The 22825-nt window shown below is 61.2% G+C and carries 17 protein-coding genes; 7 read left to right on the plus strand and 10 right to left on the minus strand.

Features of this window, described 5'->3' with window-relative positions; all coding sequences use genetic code 11:
• Positions 1–289 precede the first annotated feature (289 nt).
• Complete coding sequence (locus ACT54B_RS00830) at positions 290–2329, plus strand: ASKHA domain-containing protein (protein WP_476042120.1); 2040 nt, start codon at positions 290–292, stop codon at positions 2327–2329.
• A gap of 261 nt (positions 2330–2590) precedes the next feature.
• On the opposite strand, the gene ACT54B_RS00835 is transcribed toward ACT54B_RS00830, so the two are convergent.
• On the minus strand, positions 2591–3487 hold the full coding sequence (locus ACT54B_RS00835; protein ID WP_476042121.1) for a LysR substrate-binding domain-containing protein: 897 nt from the start codon (positions 3485–3487) through the stop codon (positions 2591–2593).
• An 842-nt stretch (positions 3488–4329) separates the two neighbouring features.
• Here ACT54B_RS00835 and ACT54B_RS00840 point away from each other — a divergent pair.
• Positions 4330–5349, plus strand: coding sequence for a GlxA family transcriptional regulator (locus ACT54B_RS00840; protein ID WP_476042123.1), 1020 nt, complete (start codon positions 4330–4332; stop codon positions 5347–5349).
• An 81-nt stretch (positions 5350–5430) separates the two neighbouring features.
• Here ACT54B_RS00840 and ACT54B_RS00845 read toward each other — a convergent pair whose 3' ends face one another.
• From ACT54B_RS00845 to ACT54B_RS00875, 7 genes are all read right to left on the minus strand, one after another.
• The gene (locus ACT54B_RS00845; RefSeq protein WP_476042124.1) at positions 5431–6756 is read right to left on the minus strand and encodes a GGDEF domain-containing protein; all 1326 of its coding nucleotides are present in this window, start codon (positions 6754–6756) and stop codon (positions 5431–5433) included.
• 240 nt (positions 6757–6996) lie between these two features.
• Positions 6997–7815, minus strand: coding sequence for a response regulator (locus ACT54B_RS00850; protein ID WP_476042126.1), 819 nt, complete (start codon positions 7813–7815; stop codon positions 6997–6999).
• Between the two features lie 121 nt (positions 7816–7936).
• A complete protein-coding gene (locus ACT54B_RS00855; RefSeq protein ID WP_476042128.1) occupies positions 7937–8203 on the minus strand; it encodes a hypothetical protein in 267 nt (88 codons plus the stop codon).
• A gap of 119 nt (positions 8204–8322) precedes the next feature.
• Entirely contained in the window at positions 8323–10854 is a 2532-nt protein-coding gene (locus ACT54B_RS00860; protein ID WP_476042129.1) for a mechanosensitive ion channel family protein, read from the minus strand.
• A 105-nt stretch (positions 10855–10959) separates the two neighbouring features.
• Positions 10960–11499, minus strand: coding sequence for a DUF924 family protein (locus ACT54B_RS00865; protein WP_476042131.1), 540 nt, complete (start codon positions 11497–11499; stop codon positions 10960–10962).
• A gap of 65 nt (positions 11500–11564) precedes the next feature.
• A complete protein-coding gene (locus ACT54B_RS00870; protein ID WP_476043444.1) occupies positions 11565–14348 on the minus strand; it encodes an EAL domain-containing protein in 2784 nt (927 codons plus the stop codon).
• Between the two features lie 36 nt (positions 14349–14384).
• Positions 14385–15893 (minus strand): FecR domain-containing protein, encoded by a 1509-nt coding sequence (locus ACT54B_RS00875; protein WP_476042133.1) that lies wholly within the window; start codon positions 15891–15893, stop codon positions 14385–14387.
• 213 nt (positions 15894–16106) lie between these two features.
• On the opposite strand from ACT54B_RS00875, the gene ku (ACT54B_RS00880) reads away from it, so the two are divergent.
• Positions 16107–16949 (plus strand): non-homologous end joining protein Ku, encoded by an 843-nt coding sequence (ku, locus tag ACT54B_RS00880; RefSeq protein WP_476042135.1) that lies wholly within the window; start codon positions 16107–16109, stop codon positions 16947–16949.
• Between the two features lie 3 nt (positions 16950–16952).
• Entirely contained in the window at positions 16953–19523 is a 2571-nt protein-coding gene (ligD, locus tag ACT54B_RS00885) for a DNA ligase D (RefSeq protein ID WP_476042136.1), read from the plus strand.
• On the opposite strand, the gene ku (ACT54B_RS00890) is transcribed toward ligD, so the two are convergent.
• Entirely contained in the window at positions 19520–20335 is an 816-nt protein-coding gene (gene ku / locus ACT54B_RS00890) for a non-homologous end joining protein Ku (protein WP_476042138.1), read from the minus strand. The genes ligD and ku (ACT54B_RS00890) overlap by 4 nt on opposite strands.
• Before the next feature lie 262 nt (positions 20336–20597).
• Between ku (ACT54B_RS00890) and ACT54B_RS00895 the strand changes: the two genes are divergently transcribed.
• Positions 20598–20981: a hypothetical protein gene (locus ACT54B_RS00895; RefSeq protein ID WP_476042139.1), complete on the plus strand. Its 384-nt coding sequence runs from the start codon at positions 20598–20600 to the stop codon at positions 20979–20981.
• A gap of 62 nt (positions 20982–21043) precedes the next feature.
• Here ACT54B_RS00895 and ACT54B_RS00900 read toward each other — a convergent pair whose 3' ends face one another.
• A complete protein-coding gene (locus tag ACT54B_RS00900) occupies positions 21044–21304 on the minus strand; it encodes a hypothetical protein (protein WP_476042141.1) in 261 nt (86 codons plus the stop codon).
• 197 nt (positions 21305–21501) lie between these two features.
• Here ACT54B_RS00900 and ACT54B_RS00905 point away from each other — a divergent pair, with 197 nt between their 5' ends.
• The gene (locus ACT54B_RS00905; protein ID WP_476043445.1) at positions 21502–22284 is read left to right on the plus strand and encodes an SDR family oxidoreductase; all 783 of its coding nucleotides are present in this window, start codon (positions 21502–21504) and stop codon (positions 22282–22284) included.
• A 146-nt stretch (positions 22285–22430) separates the two neighbouring features.
• Positions 22431–22790: a DUF2934 domain-containing protein gene (locus ACT54B_RS00910; RefSeq protein ID WP_476042143.1), complete on the plus strand. Its 360-nt coding sequence runs from the start codon at positions 22431–22433 to the stop codon at positions 22788–22790.
• The last annotated feature ends 35 nt before the right edge of the window (positions 22791–22825 follow it).

Below are 22825 nucleotides of genomic sequence, written 5' to 3' on the forward strand. Positions count from 1 at the left end.
CTCACCCGGCGCATGCGCGCCACCCTCTCCCCGCTGGGGAGAGGAGGGAGTTTGCGGAGACGGCTGCAAGTCTCTTCTCCCCACCGGGGAGAAGGTGCCGGCAGGCGGATGAGGGGGCGACCCCGCACTCTCCCGTCTCATTCAGGACAATACAGACCACCCTTTTCACCGAGGGTGGTCTTCGCATGTCGGAAATAAACAATTGTCAATTCCGCCAAGACTGCAATATCGCATCCGGCTCCGGGCCAATCGTGGCCTGGCGGAATGACGGGAAGTACGGAACAGCGAAATGACCGATACCGCAGAAAAAGACGCTCTGGTTCTCTTCATGCCCTCCGGCAAGCGTGGCCGGTTCCCCGTGGGAACGCCCGTTCTGGATGCAGCCCGACAATTGGGCGTCTATGTGGAAAGCGTCTGCGGTGGACGCGCCACCTGTGGCCGGTGCCAGATCACCGTGCAGGAAGGCAATTTCGCCAAGCACCAGATCGTGTCTTCCAACGACCACATCTCGCCGATCGGCCCGAAGGAAGAGCGCTATGACCGCGTGCGCGGCCTGCCCGAGGGGCGCCGCCTCTCCTGCTCCGCCCAGATTCTCGGCGATCTCGTGGTCGACGTGCCGCAGGATACGGTCGTCAATGCGCAGGTCGTGCGAAAGGCCGCGACCGACCGCGTCATCGAACGCAACGCTGCCGTCCAGCTCTGCTTCGTGGAAGTGGAAGAGCCGGATATGCACAAGCCGCTCGGCGATCTCGACCGTCTGAAGGCCGTTCTGGAAAAGGACTGGGGCTGGAAGGATCTGCTGATCGCGCCGCACCTGATCCCGCAGGTGCAGTCGATCCTGCGCAAGGGCGAATGGGGCGTCACCGCCGCCATCCACCGCGACATGGACTCGTCCCGCCCCTTCATCGTCGGGCTCTGGCCCGGCCTGAAGAACGAAGCCTATGGCATTGCCTGCGATATCGGCTCCACCACCATCGCCATGCATCTGGTCTCGCTGCTGTCGGGCCGGATCGTCGGCTCCTCCGGCACGTCCAACCCGCAGATCCGCTTCGGCGAAGACCTGATGAGCCGCGTCTCCTACGTGATGATGAACCCGGATGGCCGGGAAGCCATGACGAAGGCCGTGCGCGAGGCCGTCAACGACCTGATCGGCAAGGTCTGCGAGGAAGGCGGCGTCAACCGGCATGACATTCTCGATTCGGTCTTCGTGGCCAACCCAATCATGCACCACCTCTTCCTCGGCATCGATCCGACGGAACTGGGTCAGGCACCTTTTGCGCTGGCCGTTTCCGGCGCGCTGCAATACTGGGCGCATGACATCGAGCTCGACGTGAACCGGGGCGCACGCGTCTACATGCTGCCCTGCATCGCCGGCCATGTGGGCGCAGATGCGGCAGGCGCGACACTTTCCGAAGGCCCCTACCGCCAGGACGAGATGATGCTGCTTGTCGATGTCGGCACCAACGCGGAAATCATCCTCGGCAATTCGAGCCGCGTGGTGGCCGCCTCCTCCCCGACCGGCCCGGCCTTCGAAGGGGCCGAAATTTCCTCCGGCCAGCGCGCCGCGCCGGGCGCCATCGAGCGCGTCCGCATCGATCCCGTCACGCTGGAACCGCGCTTCCGCGTCATTGGCGTCGACAAGTGGTCGGATGAAGAGGGCTTCGAGGAAGCCGTGGGCGCCGTCGGCGTCACCGGTATCTGCGGCTCGGCCATCATCGAGGTGGTTGCCGAAATGTATCTCTCGGGCGTGATCTCCGAAGACGGCATGATCGACGGCGGAATGGCGGAAAAAAGCCATCGCATCATCCCGAACGGTCGCACCTTCTCCTACCTTCTGCGCGATGGCGAACCCCGCATCACCGTGACGCAGAACGACGTGCGGGCGATCCAGCTCGCCAAGGCCGCGCTCTATGCGGGCATCAAGCTGCTGATGGAAAAGCAGGGCGTCGAAACCGTCGATACGATCCGCTTCGCCGGCGCCTTCGGCTCCTTCATCGATCCGAAATACGCCATGGTCCTCGGCCTGATCCCGGATTGCGACCTCACCAAGGTAAAGGCCGTGGGCAATGCGGCCGGCACCGGGGCGCTGATGGCGCTGCTCAACCGCGACCATCGTCGCGAGATCGAGGAAACCGTCACCCGCATCGAGAAGATCGAAACGGCGCTGGAGCCCAACTTCCAGCAGCTCTTCGTCAATGCTATGGCCATGCCGAACAAGGTGGATGCCTTCCCCAATCTGGCGAGCGTCGTCACCCTGCCCGAGCGCAAGGTGCTGGCGGACGACGGAGGCGAAGGCGGCGGCCGCCGCCGCCGCAGAAACCGGGATTGATACGTCTTTCGCGCAGGCGTCAGATTTGAACCCAGCCCATCCCGCTCTCAGGTGGGATGGGCTTTGTTGTTCTTGAAACAGACGCGGTCCATTGCCGTCATGCGCGGGCTTGCCCGTGCCTCTGCTTCCTTTTCATTTGAAAATACGGCTGCAAATCCCCGGCACGAGGCCGAGGATGACGGCTAAGGCCGGCCTATCCGCTGCTCATCTATTCTGCAGAGCGCACCGAGCGGCTGGAATGCGGCGACCCGCAACGAACCCCTACGCCGCCTTCGGCAAGTCGTCGAAGAAATGGCGGATGCTGTCGGCCACCGCAGTGACCGGGCCGGAGGCTCGCGTGTTAGAGGTGATGAGGCGGATATCGAACAGGCCCAGCTCAGGCAGGCCATCCTTCTCGCTGAGCGCCTTCATGTCATCCGTAAGATTGGCACGCGGCAGCGGCGCGATGGCGAGGTCGGACACGACGGCGGCGCGCTGCGCCATGGTATGGCTCGAGAGATAGGCAATGCGATAGGCGCGCTTCTGTTTTTCCAGCGCCTGCAGGGCTTCCGCCCGCCAGATGCAGCCATCTTCCCAGATGGAGATTGGAAGCGGATCGCGCAGATGCGCCGTCCCGCATTTGGCTCCGGCCCAGACAAGGCGGTCGCGCAGGATGAGTTCTCCCCGCTCCTGGTGAGCGGCCTTCGAACAGTTGATCAGCGCCAGATCGAGCCGCTGCTCGTCCACCCGTGCGATCAGCCGGGAGCTCATGTCGATGGTGACATCCACCATGATGCCCGGATGCGTATCGGCAAACCGCTTGAGAACGGCTGGCAGCAGGCGTTCGCCGATATCCTCCGGCGCGCCAAGCCGGACGACGCCCCGCATGTCGGGCATGATGAACCGGGACACGGCCTCGTTGGAGAGCGCAATCATGCGTCGCGCATAGCCAAGCAGCGTTTCGCCCCCTTCCGTCAGGCTCACCGATCGCGCGTCGCGGAGGAAAAGCACCGTCCCCAGCTGGTCCTCCAGCTTCTTCACCTGCATCGAAACGGCCGATGGCGTGCGAAACACTACCTCGGCGGCCGTCGAGAAGTTGCCGGTCTCGGCAATGGCAACAAAGGTGCGCAACACATCGAGATCGAGCAGCGGCAAGGGCTGGCGGAACGACACGGTCATGGTTTTATCTTTCAGTTTTTTTGAATTCAAAAACTCCATCTGTTCGATATTCTGATCGCCGAATCCCTTCTGGGTCAATCCCGGGATTTGTCTCAAGGACAAGTTTTCCGCGAATCGCCGCTTCCGCAAAGATCACATATTCTGATTGATATGATCAAAAACATTCTCTGGATTGATCATTAAACCCGGCGCATAGTGAGGATGACGAACGATCCTCCCAAGCGTTCGATAGCGAAAGGATACCGACATGACCACCATCTCCCCCGCTTCACGGCGGCGGGCAATGCCCGCTCTTGACCTTTTTTCCGGCACCCTTGAGGGCCTTTCTAGCCTGTTGGCGAGACCGCTCGCCCTTCTTGAAAAAGCATGGGCTCTGTCCCGCATGAGACAGGCTGATCAGCTTCCGGACCATATCCTGAAGGACATAGGCTGGCCTGCAGCGGAGCAGGACCGAAAGTGAACAACGGTCAATTTGCGACAGCGAAAAAGGGCGGGGCAGCGGCATGTTCCCGGTCGGCCCCGCCCTGCCTGCCATTTCGGGAAAACTTGGTAAATTTACTTATGTGAAGGGTTTTTATCGGCCTACCTGAAAGTGTAGTGCACAACCACCCACAAAGAAATCTACGGCTCATGTCGCAAATATTTTGCGAATGTCGCCTTTAGTCCCCCCTTCCGCGAAATGCTGCGTCAGTGTAAATGTCGTTTTTGAGCAATAGGCGATGCGGCATGGCATGATGTCCGCCGCCCTGCCCGAAAGCCGACCTTGCCTGCCACGCCCACGATACGGGGACCTGGCCGGGATGTGCGACACGCATTTTCACCTCTCTGCGGGAGTTCAGGTCATGAACAAGGCACAGACCAAGAAGCGCTCGATCGTCTTCTTCCTCGTACCCCACTTTTCGATGCTTCCCTTCTCGGCGGCCATCGAGACATTGCGTATCGCCAACCGGATGCTGGGTTACCCGGCCTATGTCTGGCGTCTGGCTTCGGTCGACGGGCAAAAGGTCGCTTCCTCCTCGGGCATCAGCATCGAGGTCAACACCTCGCTTGCGGACGAGCGCCGCCATCTGTCAGGCGAAGGCCGTCCCAACATGGCGATTGTCTGTTCGGGTATCTATGTGGAGGAGTTCCACAACAAGTCCGTCTCGGCCTGGCTTCGCGAAGTCTATAACCGCGGCGTATCCGTCGGCAGCCTATGCACGGGCGCCCATGTGCTTGCCCAGGCCGGCCTGCTGAATGGCAAACGGTGCGCGATCCATTGGGAAAACCTGCCCGGCTTTGCGGAAACCTTCCCGCAGGCCGAGGTTTATGCCGACCTCTACGAAATCGACAGCAACATCTATACCTGCGCCGGCGGCACCGCTTCGCTGGACATGATGCTGAACCTGATCAGCCAGGATTTCGGCGAGAATCTCGTCAACCGCGTTTGCGAACAGGCCCTGACCGACCGGGTCCGCAGCGCCCACGACCGCCAGCGCCTGCCGCTGCGCGCGCGCCTCGGCGTGCAGAACTCCAAGGTGCTCTCGATCATCGAGCTGATGGAAAGCAATCTCGCAGAGCCGCTGTCGCTTCTGGAAATTGCCGATCATGCGGGTCTTTCCAGACGCCAGATCGAACGGCTTTTCCGCCAGGAAATGGGCCGGTCCCCTGCCCGCTACTATCTCGAAATCCGGCTTGACCGCGCCCGGCATCTGCTGGTGCAATCCTCCATGCCCGTGGTGGAAGTGGCGGTTGCCTGCGGTTTCGTATCCGCGTCGCACTTCTCGAAGTGCTATCGCGAGCTTTACAACCGCTCGCCCCAGCAGGAACGGGCTGAACGCAAGATCAACATGAATTCCAATCGCACGGGCGTGGTGGTCTGAACCGGTCTCCGCAAGCCGCAAAGAATGCAGAAAGCCGCCGGAAAGGCGGCTTTTTCTTGTGTGGATGCGGATAGCGATCCCTCAGGAGGCTGCGCGTCTGGCGCGCGAGCTCTCGGTCGCCATCAGATAATCCGAATAGACTTGATTGCGGCCGCGGTGCTTTGCCATATACAGGAACTGGTCTGCCGCATTGATGTAGTTGTCGAATGTTTCGAAGCCGGAGATTTCCGCCACGCCGATAGAAACGGTGATCGACAGCTCCTCCTCGTCCGCGACCACCTTCACCGTACCGACGCGGCGGCGCAGTTCGTCGAAATAGGCGGTTGCCTCCGCGGCATCCAGATCCACGACCATGAGGCCGAACTCCTCGCCACCCAGGCGACAGAGAAGATGGCCGGTGCTTTCCACCTCGGCCTTCAGCTTGTTGGCCACGGCCACCAGCACGATATCGCCGATTTCGTGGCCGTAGGTGTCGTTGAGACGCTTGAAGTGATCGATGTCGAGCACGCCGATCGAGAGATGGCGCCCCACCTTCAGACCGCGATGAATGATTTTCGGTCCCTCGGCGAAGAAGTAACGGCGGTTATAGAGGCCGGTGAGGTAATCCGAAGCGGCACTGGCCCGCAGCGCTTGCAACTGGCCGAGCACATCCACATGATGGGCAACGCGGCACTGGAATTCTTCCGGAACGATGGGCATGCGCACGGCGTCAGAAGCGCCGGCGCGGAGGAACAGCAGGCCGTTGAACGTATCTTCCGGCGGATAGAGACCGATGACGGCAAGCTGGTTGCTGGGATGTTGCTTGCGCACCCGCCTGCAAAACTCCGCACCGCTCATGTCGCTCAGCTGTTCGCCGCAGACGACCATGTGATAGGCGGCCTTCTCCAGCATGGCCAATCCGTCCCAGCCGTTGCGGACCTCGTCCACCTGAAACAGCATGCGCCGCAGGGCTTGGGCGACATCGGCAGCGCCCGCCGTTTCCCGCTCCACCAGAAGCACCCGGCGCTTGCGGTTTTCGAGGGCCTGGCGCACGGCGGCAAAAGCCTTCTCCAGCGCCAGTTCATTATCTTTCATGACATAGTCGACCACGTGGCGCTGCATGACTTCCGCGCGGGTTTCCGGGCTGAAGCTGCCGGTGAAGACGACAGTCGGAATATTGTTGGCAAGGGTGAGGTTGAGCACTTCACCGCGCGGAGAACCCGGCAGGTTCAGATCCACCATGGCAAGCGAGAATTGGCGATCACCGGACTTCAGGATATCCTGCACAGCCGAAAGCGTACCGCAATGGACGACCGAAAGCCCCAGCTCGCTCTGGAAGCGGAAGGACAGAACGGAAGTGAACAGACGCGAATCCTCCACCAGAAGGATCGTCTGTTGTCCGGCAATTATCGGTTGGCCATCGGTCATACTATGATCCGTGTTACACGCGCATTTTCAACCGGCATTCCATTCCTGCCACGTCAGCCGGAGTACGGCTGTCAGAACGAGGAAAGTGCTGCCATTCCCATGATCACAATCTAATGGAGATTGATGAACCAAGGTTTGGCAAACTCTTTCAAACTTAAATAGTTAGTGATTAAAAATGCGCAAATTTACCTTACACAAATGCAATCCGCGAACGCGACCCAGCTCGCCCAAAGACCCGATTCAGGTGCTTTTGGCGTTCCTGATCTGCACGAGCGTGTCGAGATTCTGGTTAACGCGGCAATAGAACTCTTCATCGATGAAAGGACGTAGCATGAAATCGTTTCCGCCGGCCTTGAGGAAGCGCGCCGACAGAAGCCGGTTTGACGAGGAAGAAACCCCAATGATTCTAAGCTGATGGGAACCGGTATTGGCGCGGATCCGTCGGGTGAGCTCGAAGCCGTCGATATCAGGCATGTTGTAATCCGTTACCATCAGGCCGATATCCGGATTGGCTTTAAGAATTTCGAGCGCTTTTGCCCCATTTTCGGCCAGGCTGACGCGGAAATTGTAACGCTTCAGTCGGCTGGACAGAAGAGCGCGCGCGGTCGCGCTGTCATCGACGATCAGCACGTGATGCCGATGGTTGGTAAGGAAACGGCAGACGGATTCCGCCAGCATGTCGACCGCAAAAATGTTATCTTTTAGCACATAATCCACGATGTCCTTGGCCAGGATCTGCTCGCGGGTGCTTTCCTGAAACGTGCCGGTAAAGACGATGGTGGGGATGCTGAGGTCGATCAGATAATCCAGAGCCTCGCCGTTCTCGGCTCCGGGAAGATTGATGTTGGAGATGGCGAGGGAGATCGGCTCCTGCGACTTGTCATAGACCAGCTGCAACTCTTCGAAATTGCGGCAGATGAGAATGTCGATATCGAAAAGCTCCTTCAGGCGCTTGCCGATCATGGAGGTGAAGACGTTGGAATCTTCCGCCAACAGAATGCGCGCATGGTTCAACGACTCGCCGGAATATTGCATTCCAGAAATACCCAGAAAACCCATGGCTTATCCTTATGTAGCGCAATTTTTATTCAACTCGAAATAAGCTAACGAGAACAATTTTCTTAAATGTTAATGCAAAAGCCCCACCAGAAAAATTAGGGGGTATTTCCGGGCGAACGGCCTACTGGATATGGGCCGTGCCGTTCTCGATTTCCACCGTTTCGCCGCCGGCCAGACCGATGCGGTCACCGCTCGGCAGGGTCAGAAAGCAACCGGAAGGACAGACCTCTTCGCTGGCACCGGGATCCAGCGAGACATCCATGCGCCCGGACGGTTCCGAAACCTGAACCACGACCGGTTCCGAACCCGCATTCACCAGTGTGGCCGCGGAGGCTGCCGCGACCGGCAGAAGAAGGGAGAGGCAAATTCCGCAAAGCGTGCTTTTCATCGGCATACCGGCGCGGATTGCGCGCCGCCCCCTGATCGATGGGCTTCGGATGTTGAGGCCCGATACGCTCCTTATATAGCATGACGCAGTGAATGACGCATGAATGCCCCATTCAGGTCCTATTTCTGCACCGTTTTCGTGTCGACGTCGGGCACGTCGGTCTCTGTCCTGCGGCGCAGCGTTTCCCGCAGGATCTTTCCGGTCTCCCCTTCTTCGGTAATGTCCGCAATGCGAGACCCGTCGAGCGTTACCGTCAGATTGCGCTGGGGCATGGGAATGACGATTCCCTTTTCCTTGAAGACTTCCAGAATGCCGATGCGGATATCGTTGCGCACCTGGGTGCCGTTGAAGAGATCCGCCAGATAGAGCCGCAGCTCGAAATCCAGCGAAAAGGGACCGAAGGCCATAAAGGCCACGGACGGTTCCGGATTGTGCAGGACGAGCGAATGATTGTTGGCAAGGTCAAGCAGGATCTGCATGACCTCCTGGGGGTCGCTGTCATAGGACACCGAGACGGGAATTTCCACGCGGCCCAGCCGATTGCGGTGGGTCCAGTTGCCGACGGAGGCATTGATCAGCTCGGAATTGGGAACGATGATCGACTGATGCTGGAAGGTTTCGATTTCCGTTGCGCGAACCGAAATGCGGCGAACGAAGCCTTCGGTCGTTCCCGTCACCACCCAGTCCCCCACCTTGAACGGACGCTCGACGAGAAGGATCAGCCCGGACACGAAATTCGAGACGATGTTCTGCAGGCCGAAACCGATGCCGAGGGACAGGGCGCCCGCCACCAGGGCCAGGCTGGAGAGATCGATGCCCGCCGCCGAAATGCCGATGAGGCCAGCGAGCGCCACGCCGAGATAACCCACCCCCGTCCTGACGGAATTGCGCACCCCCGCATCCATATGACTGCGCGCCATGACATTGCCGTCGAGCCAGCGCTGGAACCACCGGGTACCGAAAAGGCCCAGAATGAAAATCAGCACGCCGCTGATGATCCCGACCAGCGAGATCGAAATATTGCCGATGGTAATTTCCGTGAACAGCCGGTAGGCCCAGAGCTGCAGATCCCGCACCTGGAAGCCCCAGGAAAGCAGGATCAGGGGAATCCCGGTCAAAAGCGCCAGGAGATAAATACCGAATCCTGCCGCAAGGCCCAACTGATCCAGGGCCACCGTATCCAGCTTGAAACGCCGGCGAATATACTGCCCGACCAGCGTTCCGCCGAAGCTGCCCTGCCGCGAGGCGGCCTTGCCGGACAAAATCCCGATATACATCATGACAAGCACGGCGCCGGTCAGCGTGATCTGCGTCGAGACGAAACGCGCAAGGCCAACATATCCGACAAGCGCGGCCAGGATGAGGCCGAGACCCGCCAAACGAAGCGTACCGGCGAGGAACCGCGGCCAGGGCTTTCCGGGCGCATCCACATCTCCATCCTCGGCCAGCGCCGGCCGGGAAAACGTCATGGCGATCAGGATGACCCCGATAATGACCGATGCGATCAGGCTTTTCGCCACCGTCAACACCACCGGCGAGCCCAATGCCACGCTGACGGCGCTCAGGAGATAGTCGAGGCCATTCACGAAGGTCATCGCCACGACCGCCGCGACGATCCAGAATGCTCCGCTGTTCGATACCCGCACCAGCCGCCATGTGGGCTGGAACGGCGAGAAGACCGCATGGCTCAATCGCCATACGAAATAGACGAGCCCGAAGAAACTGAGTGCCCCGGAAAGGATCGGGGCAATATCCGGACGGAGCACATTGAACGTATCCAGGAAGAAATAGCAGGCGCCCAGAAACGATCCCAGCACCATCACCGACAGCAGTGTCGACCAGAAGGCCACCGACAGACGGCTGATATAGGAGGGGTCTGGCTCGTCCGCCCTCCGCCGGATCAGGAAGCCCACCATGCGGTAGCCACCGGACAACAGCACCAGCGCGGAAACCAGCGACAGCATGACCGCGCCGAAGAGCTGAAGTTTCTTGGTCCGCCAGACGAAGTTCAGCCAGCTGGTAATGGCGCGGGTCAGATTGCCGAATTCCGTTGCCAGCGCGGAACTGGCCTCGGCCAGCATGTCGCCATTGAAAACGGATCGACGGGTCAACGTGTCCGTGAACAGCTTGCGACGCATTTCGGTGATATCGTTGGCCAGCGTGGAGGCGTCTTCGGAGAGGTTCTCCGCATCCCCGGTGATGCCGTTGATCCGGCCCCGTTCTTCGGTCAGCCGGTTGCGTTCGGCCGTCACTTCCGCCGCTTCGGGCGGCTGCCCGTCCTTCGGGGGGTCGCCGAGCTCCGTCAGGCGCTTGGCGATTTCCTCCAGCCGGGGCCGAAGATTCACCGTGCTTTTCAGGACGTTCCGGCTGAGATCGTCGACCTTGGCCTTCAGATCTACCAGCCGTGCATCGTCATTGTTGCCCTTGGTGGCAAGGTCGCGCAGGGAAGCCAGCTGGCGCCGCGCCTTTTCGATCGTCTGCGCCAGCTCGGCAAGGGGATCGGTCGCGCTTGGCTGCGCCGGTGCAGAGGCCGGCGGCACAGCCGCTGGCTGTTGGGCGAGAGCCGGACCGGACGGCGAAGCGGACACCAGGACCGCCACCACCCCAAGAAGGCGGAGGATCGTTTTCGGCGAGAACCGAAGCGCAGACATGAAAATTCCCTTTTCCCGGACGCGCAGGCGGCGCGGAACACCAAGACAGGGTTTCTGCTCTAACACAAAGAACGGCATTAGAAAGGCACGTTGCGCCGGCGGCCCTTAAAAACCGGCACCGGGTCTGGAAAGATAGTCCCGCTCCTCTGGCGTCGACTCCCGCATGAGAATGGGATTGCGATGCGGAAAACGCCCAAACTCGCGGATCACCTGACGGTGTCGCTCGGCATAATCGAGATAGAGCGGGATGCCCAGCGCCTCGAAATAGGCCACGGACCGGTCCTGGTCTTCGATCCGCTCGCTATGTTCGAAGGGCAGATAGAAGAAGGGCCGTCTCTCCGCGGCCACCGCCTGGTCGAAACCCTGTTCGACCGCGCGATTGGCGAGAGCCAAGGCAAGACAATCGGTAGCAAAGGCAAGCGGGGTGCCGCGATAGATGTTCCGGGGGAACTGGTCGAAGACGAGAATGGCGGCAAGAGTCGCTTCCGCATCGGAAAGCCAGCGATTGTCACAACGGCGGGCCAGATCCAGATGGAGATCGCGAAATCGGCGGGTAATCTCCTGGTCTATCGCATCGGATTGACGGAACCACTCGTCCCATCCCAGCGCTCCGAACCAGTATTCCAGCACGCCATCGGGATCCATCTCAACCTCGCATCAGAATCGTTTGTTGCAAAACACTCTGTCAGAGGGGGGCGGGTTTCCGCAACCTAGGCATTCTGGGCGGTCAGCGTGCGGATCGCGCTCGTCTGCTGGGGCTTGCCGAAAAGCCACCCCTGCCCCTGTTCGCAACCGACGTCGATCAGGAACCGGCGCTGTTCCTCCGTTTCCACGCCTTCGCAGATCATGGTGATCTGAAGCCCCTCGCACAGCGACCGGACCGACCGGATGATCGCCTTGCTCGAGGCGCTATCGGTCAAGGTCCGCACGAAGAGCTGGTCCAGCTTGAGCTTGTCCAGGGGAAATTTCGAGAGATAGCCGAAAGAGGAATAGCCCGTGCCGAAATCATCGAGGGCGAGCGTGATCCCCAGCGCCTTCAGGGCATGCAGTTTTTCGACCAGATCGCCGGATTGGTCAAGGAAAGTGGATTCGGTGATTTCCAGTTGCAAGCGGCTCGGCGGAAGACCGCTCTTGCGCAAGGCCTCCGAAACGTCGCTCACGAGATCCCCGCGGGTGAATTGCAGCGGAGACACGTTGACCGCGATGGAAATCGGCCTGTCCCAGGTCATCGCATCGGCACAGGCCTTGTGCAGAACCCATTGGCCAAGCTTTTCCACGAAACCGTTCGCTTCGGCAATCTCCACGAAATCGGCCGGCGAAATGTGACCGAGCGCCGGGTGGTTCCACCGCACCAGCGCTTCCACCCCGATCAGGAGGCCATCGACCAGGTTGACCTGCGGCTGATAAGTGACGGAAATTTCGTCTTTTTCCAGCGAGCGCCAGAGTTCCTGCTCCATCTCCCGGAAACGGGCAATCCGGTCCGATGCGGCGGGATCGAAACGGGACCAGCCGGAGCCATTGATGGCGCGGGATGCATCCAGGGCGAATTCCGCATTGTCCAGCAGGGTTTCCGCGGTCTGGGCGGTGCTGCGCGCGGCCGTTGCAAAACCGATATGCAGCCCCACATTCGCGCGGTGGCCGTCGATCAGGAAGGGCACGCCGAGTTCGCGGATGAGTTCGTCCGCGAAACGCTCCGCATCCAGCGCCTCGCGAGAGCCGCGGCGGGCGAGGCAGAAGGAATCTCCCCCCGTCCGCCCGACGAGCAACACGCCCGGATCGATCGTTTCCAGCGTGCGCGCCACCAGCACGAGAAGGGAATCCCCCAGATCGCGGCCGAGCGTGGTGTTGATGGTCTTGAACCGGTGCAGGTTGAGCGAATAGACGGTCATCACGTCCGTCCCGTTCCGGTCCTTGGCCATCTGCTGCAGCAGATGGTCCAGCCTTTCCAGGAATTCCGTCTGGCGGAGGGCACCGGTCAACTGATCGAAGCGGGACATCCGGTCCAGCGTTTCCTGCTGCAGACGCCGTTCGGTGATGTCGCGGGCGGCGAAGCAGATGATGAAGACCACCCCTTCCGGTCGCTCCAGGCGGGAGGGCGTGATCGAATATTCGATGCAACGCAGCCCGTTCTGAAACGTCAGGACGATCTCCCGGTTGAGCGGTGGCACCTCTTCTCCGCCCTTCAGGCGGGCGAACATCGATTGGGCTTCCTTCACCAGGCGGTCCGGGAGAAAACCGGCGATGTCCACCCCGGGGCCAATGCGGCTGCCGGTTCTGAACACCTCCTTCACCCGCCCGTTCATTTCGATCACCGTGCCGGTGTCGTCTGCAATGATGATGGCATCGGAATTATCGTTGATCACCTGCTCGAGAATCTGCCGCGTGTTCCGGTTCTCGATGGTGGCCATGCGCAGAAGCCACCCGCGGATATCGAGTTCCAGCACGGTGCGGGAAAAGGCAACAGCGGCAAGGGCCGTGTGGACGGCGGCAGTCGGGAGATGGATCGCATAGAAGCGGTAAAGCACATAGGCGGCAATTTCAAAGCAGAGAGCGAGACCGCCCAGCGCCAGATACTGGAACGTCAGCCGCCGCGGCCGCCACAGGTAGAACAGCCCGAGCCCCCCCGCCGCCGCGAGCGCCACCAGCCAGGGCGGGACACTTGTCTGAAGGCGTTCCTGCAACAAGGTTTCTGCGGCCAGGATCTGCACCATCGGGCCGGGAATATTTCCATGGACCGGAACCGCAAAATAATCCTTGAGCTCCACCGCCTGCGCGCCGATCAAGACCGATTTCCCGTCGAGCGCCCCGGAAGACAGCTTGCCGTCGAGCAGGGTGGCGATGGAATGGACGGGGACCGTGGCGGGATCGATGGCGAAATCAATGGGAAAACGGTCGGTGCTTTCGCCTTGCTGGCCCGCGAGAAGCAAGGGAAGCGAGGTCACAGGCCCACCGGGTGTGCTGATTGCAAAAGGCATGTCCCGCACCAAACCATCCTCGTTCGGGACGACATTGACCGAGCCAAGCCAGGAATTGGCGGCGAGTTCAGGAATGGGTTCCGAGAGAACCAGCTGTTGCCGGGCGGCTTCGACCCCGCTTTGCTGGAGAAAGGCCGGGAGGATCACACCGCCGCCGGCCTCAGCCAGGGCCTCGGCGAAGCGCTTGTCTTCGTCCGGTGTGGACCGGTTGGAAAAATCGATATCGAAAGCAATGTCGCGAACGCCTGCCTTCGTCAGTTCCTGGATTATCTGGGCGTAGATGGAGCGTGGCCAGGGCCAGACGCCCTCCCGATCCAGGCTCTTCTTGTCGATGGCCAGAAAAGCAATGCTTCCGGTCGCCCGTCGCGGCGCTAGCGCCATGCGGCGCTCGCTCAGTGCGTGATCGACCATGTCGAGGCTGGCAAAGCCATTGAAGGCATAGCCACCCGCCAGGGCCAGTACCAGGCTGATCGCGAGAAGCAGGAGACGCCGGGGCGATCCCGGAAATCGGAGTTTCACAGCCAAGATACCGCGACCCCGTCAGGAACGGCCCATCTAGCGGTCGCTGCCGCTCTTGCCGCCGCCGTTCCCATTGCCCCCGCCCTTGCCGTCATGATTGCCGCTTCCGTCCTCACCCGCTCCACCGTTGCCCTTGCCGCCGTCGTCGCCGGATTCGCTTCCGTCAGAGCTATCTTTACCGGAATTTCCGTCAGAATCCTTCCCTTTTCCTTCGGTCCCGCCCTTGCCGGACGGCTCATGTCCCTTGGCGTCTTTCCCGTCAGATCCCTTACCCTCGGACCCTTTACCGTCCTTGCCACCGGTGCCTTTACCGTCCTTGCCGCCGGTGCCCTTGCCGTCTTTGCCGTCGGTGCCCTTGCCGTCCTTGCCGCCAGTGCCCTTGCCGTCCTTGCCACCGGTGCCCTTGCCGTCCTTGCCGCCAGTGCCCTTGCCGTCCTTGCCGCCAGTGCCCTTGCCGTCCTTGCCGCCGGTGCCCTTGCCGTCCTTGCCGCCAGTGCCCTTGCCGTCTTTGCCGTCGGTGCCCTTGCCGTCCTTGCCACCGGTGCCTTTGCCGTCCTTGCCACCGGTGCCCTTGCCGTCCTTGCCGCCAGTGCCCTTGCCGTCCTTGCCGCCGGTGCCCTTGCCGTCTTTGCCGTCAGTACCCTTGCCGTCCGTACCTTCGGTGCCTTTGCCATCCGTGCCTTCGGTACTCTTGCCGTCCTTGCCGCCGGTGCCTTTTCCTCCGGTGCCCTTGTCACCGGTTCCAGACGGGCCGGTTCCGGTTGCACCGGTGCCTGTGGCGCCCACATCCCCGGTGCCGACATCCGTTCCCGTATCGATGCTCGTGCCCGAAACGCCGGTCGCCGTACCGATCCCGGCGGGCGTGGTCGAGGGCGTGTCTTCCACGGCTGTTTTGGTGACAGTCTTGGGAGAGGGCGTGGTGGTGGTCGTGGTCGCCGGAACAGCAGGCGTGAACGGCTTTGTCGCTACGACCGGTTCGAAATTCGTGTTCGTTCCGGTCAACCGCATCGCGGTCGCCGGGTTACTGTCCACGCTGACCTGCTGGCCAGCCTTCACGCCCGTCCGTTCGCCGGAAAGGGAATCGGTCACCTCAACACGTCCGCGCTCGACACCGACCTTCGCGCCCTTGCCGGTTACGGAAACCGTAAAGACGGTTCCCTTGACCACGGCTGCGAGAAATGGGGTCTGCACGGCCAGATGGGGCTTCTTCTTCGGGTCGATTTCGAGCCTTATCGTGCCGGTTTGCTGCGCGAAATCCGTGTGAATGGCCATGCCCGCCCGCTCATAGACCCCGGCGAGCGTGTTAGGCTGGAAGGTGACGCGATCTTTGGCGCGCTGCAGGACCACCCGTCCCCGCGGTCCCGTGCTGATCCAGCTTTTATCCTTAACCACCATGCCCGGCTTCAAAACGGTCCAGTTTTTCCGGTCTTCGGTGTAATTGGAGGGCTGACTGACCTTCGCTACGATCCAGTCGGCGGCCATGGCGCGCAGGGGAGCTGCAGCAGCCATCAGCGCAACGAGCGACACAAAAAGCGTTTTTCTCATGACATACCCATCATATTTGATGGTTTTAAAATGCAGTTATGCAGATGAAATTGCAGTTAACATAACCACTCAACTATGAGTTAGCCGATCGTCTGAGTGGCATCAGCGTTAACGGGGCGTTGCGATTTCTAGCCCTTGCAAATGTCCGCAAGGGAACAAAGCGGACCGGAGCGGCGTTGGCTTCCGACAACCATGGCGGTTGAGGATACGAGCATGAAAACGCGGGCAAGCTGGAAGGGCAAGCTGACCTTGGGGAAGGCCACCATCGGTCTCTCCCTGCATGCGGCCGCCTCTACCGCCGACCGGGTCATGTTCCACATGCTCAATCGCCGCACCGGCAATCGCCTTTCGCGCGAATTCGTCGACAGCGGGACGGGAAAACCCGTGAAGGACGAAGACGAGGCCAAGGGCTTCGAGATTGCGGACGAGGATTTCATTCTTCTCGACACCGAGGAGGTCGCCGATGCGGCACCGGAAAACGACCACCGCATCGAGGTGGAAGCCGTATTCGACCTGAAGGATTTCGATCGGCTTTTCCTTGACCGGCCCTATTTCCTTCTGCCGACGGATGACGAGACGCGTGCCGACTACATCGCCCTGCGCGATGTGCTGGAAGAAGACCAAACCTGTCTTTTGGCGTCAGGCGTCCTGTTTCGCCGAAACCGGCACCTGATCATCCGCGCCGAAGCGGGCGGGCTGGTCGCATCGACGCTACACTTCACCCGCGATATCCGCTCTTCGGCCGAGGCCTTTGAAGAGATTCCGGAAATTGCCAGTTCTGAGGAAATGCTTGAACTGGCCGGACATATCATTCGTTCGCGAAGCCGCCCCTTCGATCCGGACGACTTCGAAGATCGCTATGATGACGCCCTCAAGGATGTGGTAAAGGCCAAGCTGGCAGGCAAGAAAATCCGCAAGCCGCCGGAGCCCGAGAAGGGCAAGGTCGTTAACCTTCTCGATGCCCTGCGTCAGGGCGCCGGCATGGAGGTTGGCGGAAAGAAGAAACCGCGCTCGAGGAAAAAGGACGCCTCGCGTCCGCATCGGAAAACGGGCTGATCGATGCCCGGTTCTCTCGAGGCTTACCGCGCCAAGCGGAATTTCAAGTCCACCGCAGAGCCACGGGGCCGAAAGGCCAGGCAGACGGGACGGCATTTCTGCATCCAGAAACACGATGCCACCCGCCTTCACTACGATTTCCGGCTGGAAATGGACGGCGTGCTGAAAAGCTGGGCGGTCACCCGGGGGCCGAGCCTCGATCCGGATGACAAGCGGCTGGCGGTTCACGTCGAGGATCATCCCCTCGCCTATGGCGACTTCGAAGGCACCATTCCCAAGGGTGAATATGGCGGCGGTACAGTTCTGCTCTGGGATCGCGGCAGCTGGGAACCTCTCGGCGACGCCCGCAAGGCCTATGCCAAGGGCCATATGGAATTTCTCCTGCATGGCGAGAAGCTGCAGGGGCGCTGGCACCTCGTCCGGATGCATCGCCGGGCGCGGGAAAAGCGGGAAAACTGGCTGCTGATCAAGGGAGAGGACGAAGAGGCACGGGCCGGCGACGGGGGACGGTTCCTGGAGGAGCATCCCCTTTCGGTAAAGACCGGAAGGGCGCTCGCGGACATCGAAGGCGAAGAACCCGGTTGGTCCTCCACGAGCGGCGGCGCCCTGAAACCCAAAGGTCGAGCCAGCACAAAAGCGAAAACCATCACCGCCGCAGACCGGCGGTCCGGCGAAAAAAAGCCGAAGGCCGACAGGCTGTTTCCGAAGAAAGGCAAGTCCGCCCTCCCCGACTTTGTCGAGCCCGCGCTCGCCAGTCTGGCGTCGACGCCGCCTGAGGGCGATGCCTTTCTTCACGAGATCAAGTTCGATGGCTACCGGCTGCTCGCCCGCCTGGACACGAAAAGCCTGACCCTTCTGACCCGCACCGGCCTTGACTGGACCGAGCGCTTCGGCACCTCGCTTTCGGACGCGTTGCGCGCGCTCGATGCGGACACGTTCCTGATCGACGGGGAGCTGGTGGTCGAGCGGGACGGCGGCATTTCCGATTTCTCCGCGCTCCAGGCCGATCTTTCGGAAGACCGGACAGACCGCTTCCGCTTCTACGCGTTCGATCTTCTCTTCCTCGACGGCCATGATCTGCGCGATCGCCCCCTCTCCGAGCGGAAGCGCCTGCTGGAAAGACTTGTGCCTTCGGAACATCCTTTGCTCCGCTATAGCGGTCATTTCGATGAGCGGGGCGACGATGTGCTGGCGCACGCCTGTCGGCTCGGGCTGGAAGGCATCGTATCGAAGCGACGAGACATGCCCCACCGCTCCGGCCGATCCGGCGACTGGATCAAGACGAAATGCTCCGCCCGGCAGGAATTCGTCATTGGTGGCTACGTGCCCTCCAGCGTGTCGCGCCGCTCCATCGGAGCCCTCCTGCTGGGCTATTTCGAAGAGGGAAAACTGGTCCATGTGGGCAAAGTCGGAACCGGCTTCACGCGACAGGTTGCGGCCTCGCTGTTCAAGCGCCTCCACCCGCTCGAAACGGATCGCACGCCCTTTTCGAAAAAGCTGACCTCACTGGAGGCACGGGGCGCGCGTTTCGTCCGGCCGGAACTGGTGTGCGAGGTGGAATTTGCCGGCTGGACCGGTGACGAACACCTGCGGCATGCATCCTTTCGGGGGCTTCGGGAGGACAAGCCGGCACAGGATGTCGGGCGGGAAACGCCGCCATCCGGAAAGGAAATCGCCGTGAAACAGGAACGGACCACACCCGCGCCCGCGCTTCTCAAGGGGCTCACGCATCCGGACCGCCTCTACTGGCCCGATGCCGGCGTGACGAAACAGGGGCTCGCCGAATACTATCTGGACATGTGGCCATGGATGAAACCCTTCCTCGCCAATCGTCCGCTGGCCCTTCTGCGGTGCCCGGAAGGCATTGGCGGCGAGCGGTTTTTCCAGAAACACGGATGGCGGGGCATGCGACCGGCGATCCGAACCGTCCCCGATCCTGCCGAGCCGGACGAAGAACCCCTGCTGACCATCGACAGCGAGAAGGGCATCGTTGCGCTGGCCCAGTCGGCTGCGCTGGAAATCCATCCCTGGGGCGCCGGGCTGGATCATATCGAAAAGCCGGATCTGCTGACGCTCGATCTGGACCCGGGCGAGGAGACCGACTGGCACGATGTGATCGAAGGGGCGAGACGGGCCCGGGACCTGCTGGAAAAGTCGGGGCTCGCCGCATTCGTCAAGACATCGGGCGGCAAGGGTCTGCATGTGGTCGCACCCCTGAAGCCGAAGGCAGAATGGGAGGCGGTCAAGGGTTTCACCAAGGCTATTGCGGAACGCATGGCCAAGGATGAGCCCGAGAAATATGTGTCCACCATTACCAAGGCGAAGCGCACCGGCAAGATTTTCGTGGATTATCTTCGCAACCAGCGCGGCATGACCGCAGTCGCGCCCTATTCGCCACGGGCGCGGGAAGGCGCCCCCGTTTCCATGCCCCTCGCCTGGGAAGAACTGTCCTCAGCGGTCGGCCCGCAGCATTTCACGATCCGCAATGCGCGAGCCCGGCTGGAAGCGCTTGCGAGGGACCCGTGGGCGGATTTTCGCCGTGATGCCCGCCCCCTGCCCGATAAGGCCGATTAGGACCGCTTTCCGCCCCGGTCCCGGTTGAGGCTCTGCCGCAATGCATCCATGATATTGACCACGTTTTCCCCTTGCGGGGCGGCTTTCGCGGACGGCGCCTTTTTTGCGGGTTTTTTCTTCCGGGATTTTCGGTGTTCGGCAATGATCTCCCGGAGGCGCTCGTCGACGGGATCGGTGATGGCATCCGCATCGAAGCCTTTCTTTTCCGCCTTCATGTTTCCTGCCATCTCTGCCCTGTCCTCCTTCGAGGATCGTTCTGACCGGAGTGCTCCGAAATAATCCTCCGGTTCCCGCACTTCGTCACCATAGCGCAGCGTCCAGACCACCATGCCCTTGCCGCGCGGCTCGATCAGCACGGCTCTTTCCCGTCGATAAAGAACCAGACGCGCTATTCCCACCATGCCGGTCTGCTGCATGGCATCCCGAATGACGGAAAAAGCCTCTTCCCCCACCTCATCGTCAGGCATCAGAAAATGCGCCCGGTCCAGGAACAGCGGTGAAATCGATCCGGCTTCAACGAACAGATCGATATCGATGGTGCGCGTGCTTTCGAGGGCGACGGCGTCGATGTCCTCCTCTTCCAGCATGACATGCTTGCCTTCCGCATATTCGTAGCCGCGGATCTGGTCGTCGTCCTCAACGACCTTTCCCGTATCGCTGTCCACATATCGGCTGGCCACGGGATTTCCCGTCTTGCGGTTCATGGTGCGGAAGCGGATTTTCTCTTCCTCCGAAACCGCTGGCATCATAGCAACCGGGCAGGTCACGAGGGTGAGCTTGAGATAACCTTTCCAGAATGGGCGTGGCGCCATCACATCTCTCCCGCTGGGGTCCGTCCGCAAACAAAAAAAGCGCCCCTTCGCAGGGGCGCAGTCGTCTCTAGGGTCGCTGGGGGCGAACATGCCGGATGCCGACGTACGACGATTTGGAACATCTCCTCACATCCCAGCCGGCATGCTCAGCCTCTAAACGCCCGGACGAGCCGGGAGTTCCACGGGCGGCGGGAGATTCTGGAAGCGGAACCATTGGCCCTCCCCCTCGTTCAGAATGCATGGCTGAAACAGGAGTATTGCCATGCGCACCAACATGCAGAACAACCCCGACACATTCATCGACCGGGATCCGGACGATACGACTCACCTCGACGACCGCAGTCTGAGCGCGCGTGAAGCCCGCCAGGGAAGACTGGGGCGTCCCGTGCTCGGCGTGCTGATCGTGGGTCTGGCCCTTGCGTTTCTGGGTTGGGCTGCGGTGGAATTCTGGGGGCAGACGCTCCCTGACGATCCTCGTCCCGCTCAGGTGACGACCGATCAGAATACCCCGCAGCCGGGCTCTGAAGTCCCGACGGTCGACAGCCCCAATGCGACCAATACGCAGCAGACACCCCAGCCGGATGTTCAGAGAAGCCCGCAGGCCTCTTCGACCGGCAGCGCGCCTGCGCCCGACAACGGTCAGTAATGTTCGACGGGATAAAATGAAGTGTGGAAGGGCGTTACGGCGCCCTTCCATCAAAGTCGTGTTCACTGGCGGAAAAGCCGAAGATGCACGGTGCCGGGACCGGCAATATCCTCGGCGATCATCTGGATCCGGCCGATGCATTCCTCGCTGGGAACGAGCCCTTCGAGGATGAGGTAGGACCCCAGAACGCGAACGGTGACCAGCTCGGCGTCGCCGCCGCATTCGGACCGCAAGGCGGTTTCGATGGATGCCAGAAGACCGGACGAGGCGGCCCCTTGCGGACCGTTGGTATCCGATTGCATCTCAGGCAGAATGAGAACCATGACTACCTCCTTGTCCTGAGAGAAGAAAACGCGCGGCACACCGCTCCTGTTCCCGTTTCCCTCCCCAAATCTTGCATCCCAAAACTGGCGGGTCGCAAATGCGGAACCGCTGGCGCGGCCTCGCGTTGGGAAAGCGAAATCGAACCGGAGGAGGCGCGCTCATCATGGCAGCAAAGAGGAACCAGCCGAAGCCGCTCCTGCCCCTGGCCGGAAAGGTCGCCCTTGTGACGGGAGCGGGCTCGGGCATCGGCCGTGCGGCGGCTATGGCGCTGGCGGCGAAGGGGGCCACCGTGGGTGTCCTGTCCCGCACGCAGGACGAAGTCATCCAGGTTTGCGAGGAAATATCCGAGACCGGCGGCAAGGCAGTGGCGCTGGTCGCAGACGTGACCGATACGAATGCGGTCGCCGATGCGGCCCGCTGGCTGCTGCATGAAAGCGGCACCATCGATATTGTGGTGGTGAATGCGGGGATCAATGGCGTCTGGGCCCCGATCGACGATCTTTCCCCGGAAGAATGGGACCGGACGATGTCGGTCAATCTCAGGGGATCGTACCTGACCCTTCATCACACGGTTCCCTTCCTGAAGCGCGGAGGCGGCGGATCGGTCATCATCGTGTCCTCGATCAATGGCGTACGCACCTTCACCACGCCCGGAGCCACCGCCTATGCGGCAACCAAGGCCGCACAGGTCGCCATGACCAAGCAGCTGGCGCTGGAGCTGGGCAAGCACCAGATCCGGGTAAACGCCGTCTGCCCCGGCGCCATCGATACGGACATCGAGGACAGCACGGAAATCCGCGACCGCCTGGAGACCGAAATCCCGGTCGAATGGCCCGAAGGCGATATTCCCATCACCGACGGCAGAAAGGGGCGCCCTGAAGATGTGGCTGATATGATTGCGGTTCTTGCCGGCGACGAGGCACGGCATGTCACGGGATCCATCGTCTTCATCGATGGCGGCCAGAGCTTGCTGCGCTAGGTCGCGACGGAACAATTCCCGCCGACTGTTCGTTGATGTTGCGTGCATATCCCACTTCCCGGCAGTGTTTGCCCCGATGGCAAGCCGGGACTGCCCGAAATGTGAAATCCAGCTGCGGCCCAACCGGCCGAGAAGGGAAGATTCTGATGAGCAATTCGCGAGACGAATGGATCAGCAACCGGGCTTATGCCCTTTGGGAACAGGCTGGCCGCGAACACGGCAGCGACCATGACCACTGGCAGCAGGCAAGCCGGGAATGGGAGGAGCTGGAACGGTCCGCCCTGCCCGGCCATCTCCAGGAAAGTCCTCGGGACGAAGGCATTCCTCCGGAATATCTGCGGGCAGACACCGACGAAGCGCCCGCCCCGCGTTTGGGAACAGCGCCGTCCCCCAAGCGCCAGGCGCGCAAGGACACCACGATGGTCGGTCAGTCGCAGGAAGCCAAATCGAAGCGCAAGGCGTCGCGCAATTCCGTTTATGAAGAGAAGGACTATCAGGCGCTTTAACGCTTGGTGTCAGCGAATGCGGTCATGGGGCCGGC

Source organism: Gellertiella sp. DMC107, from assembly GCF_056313605.1.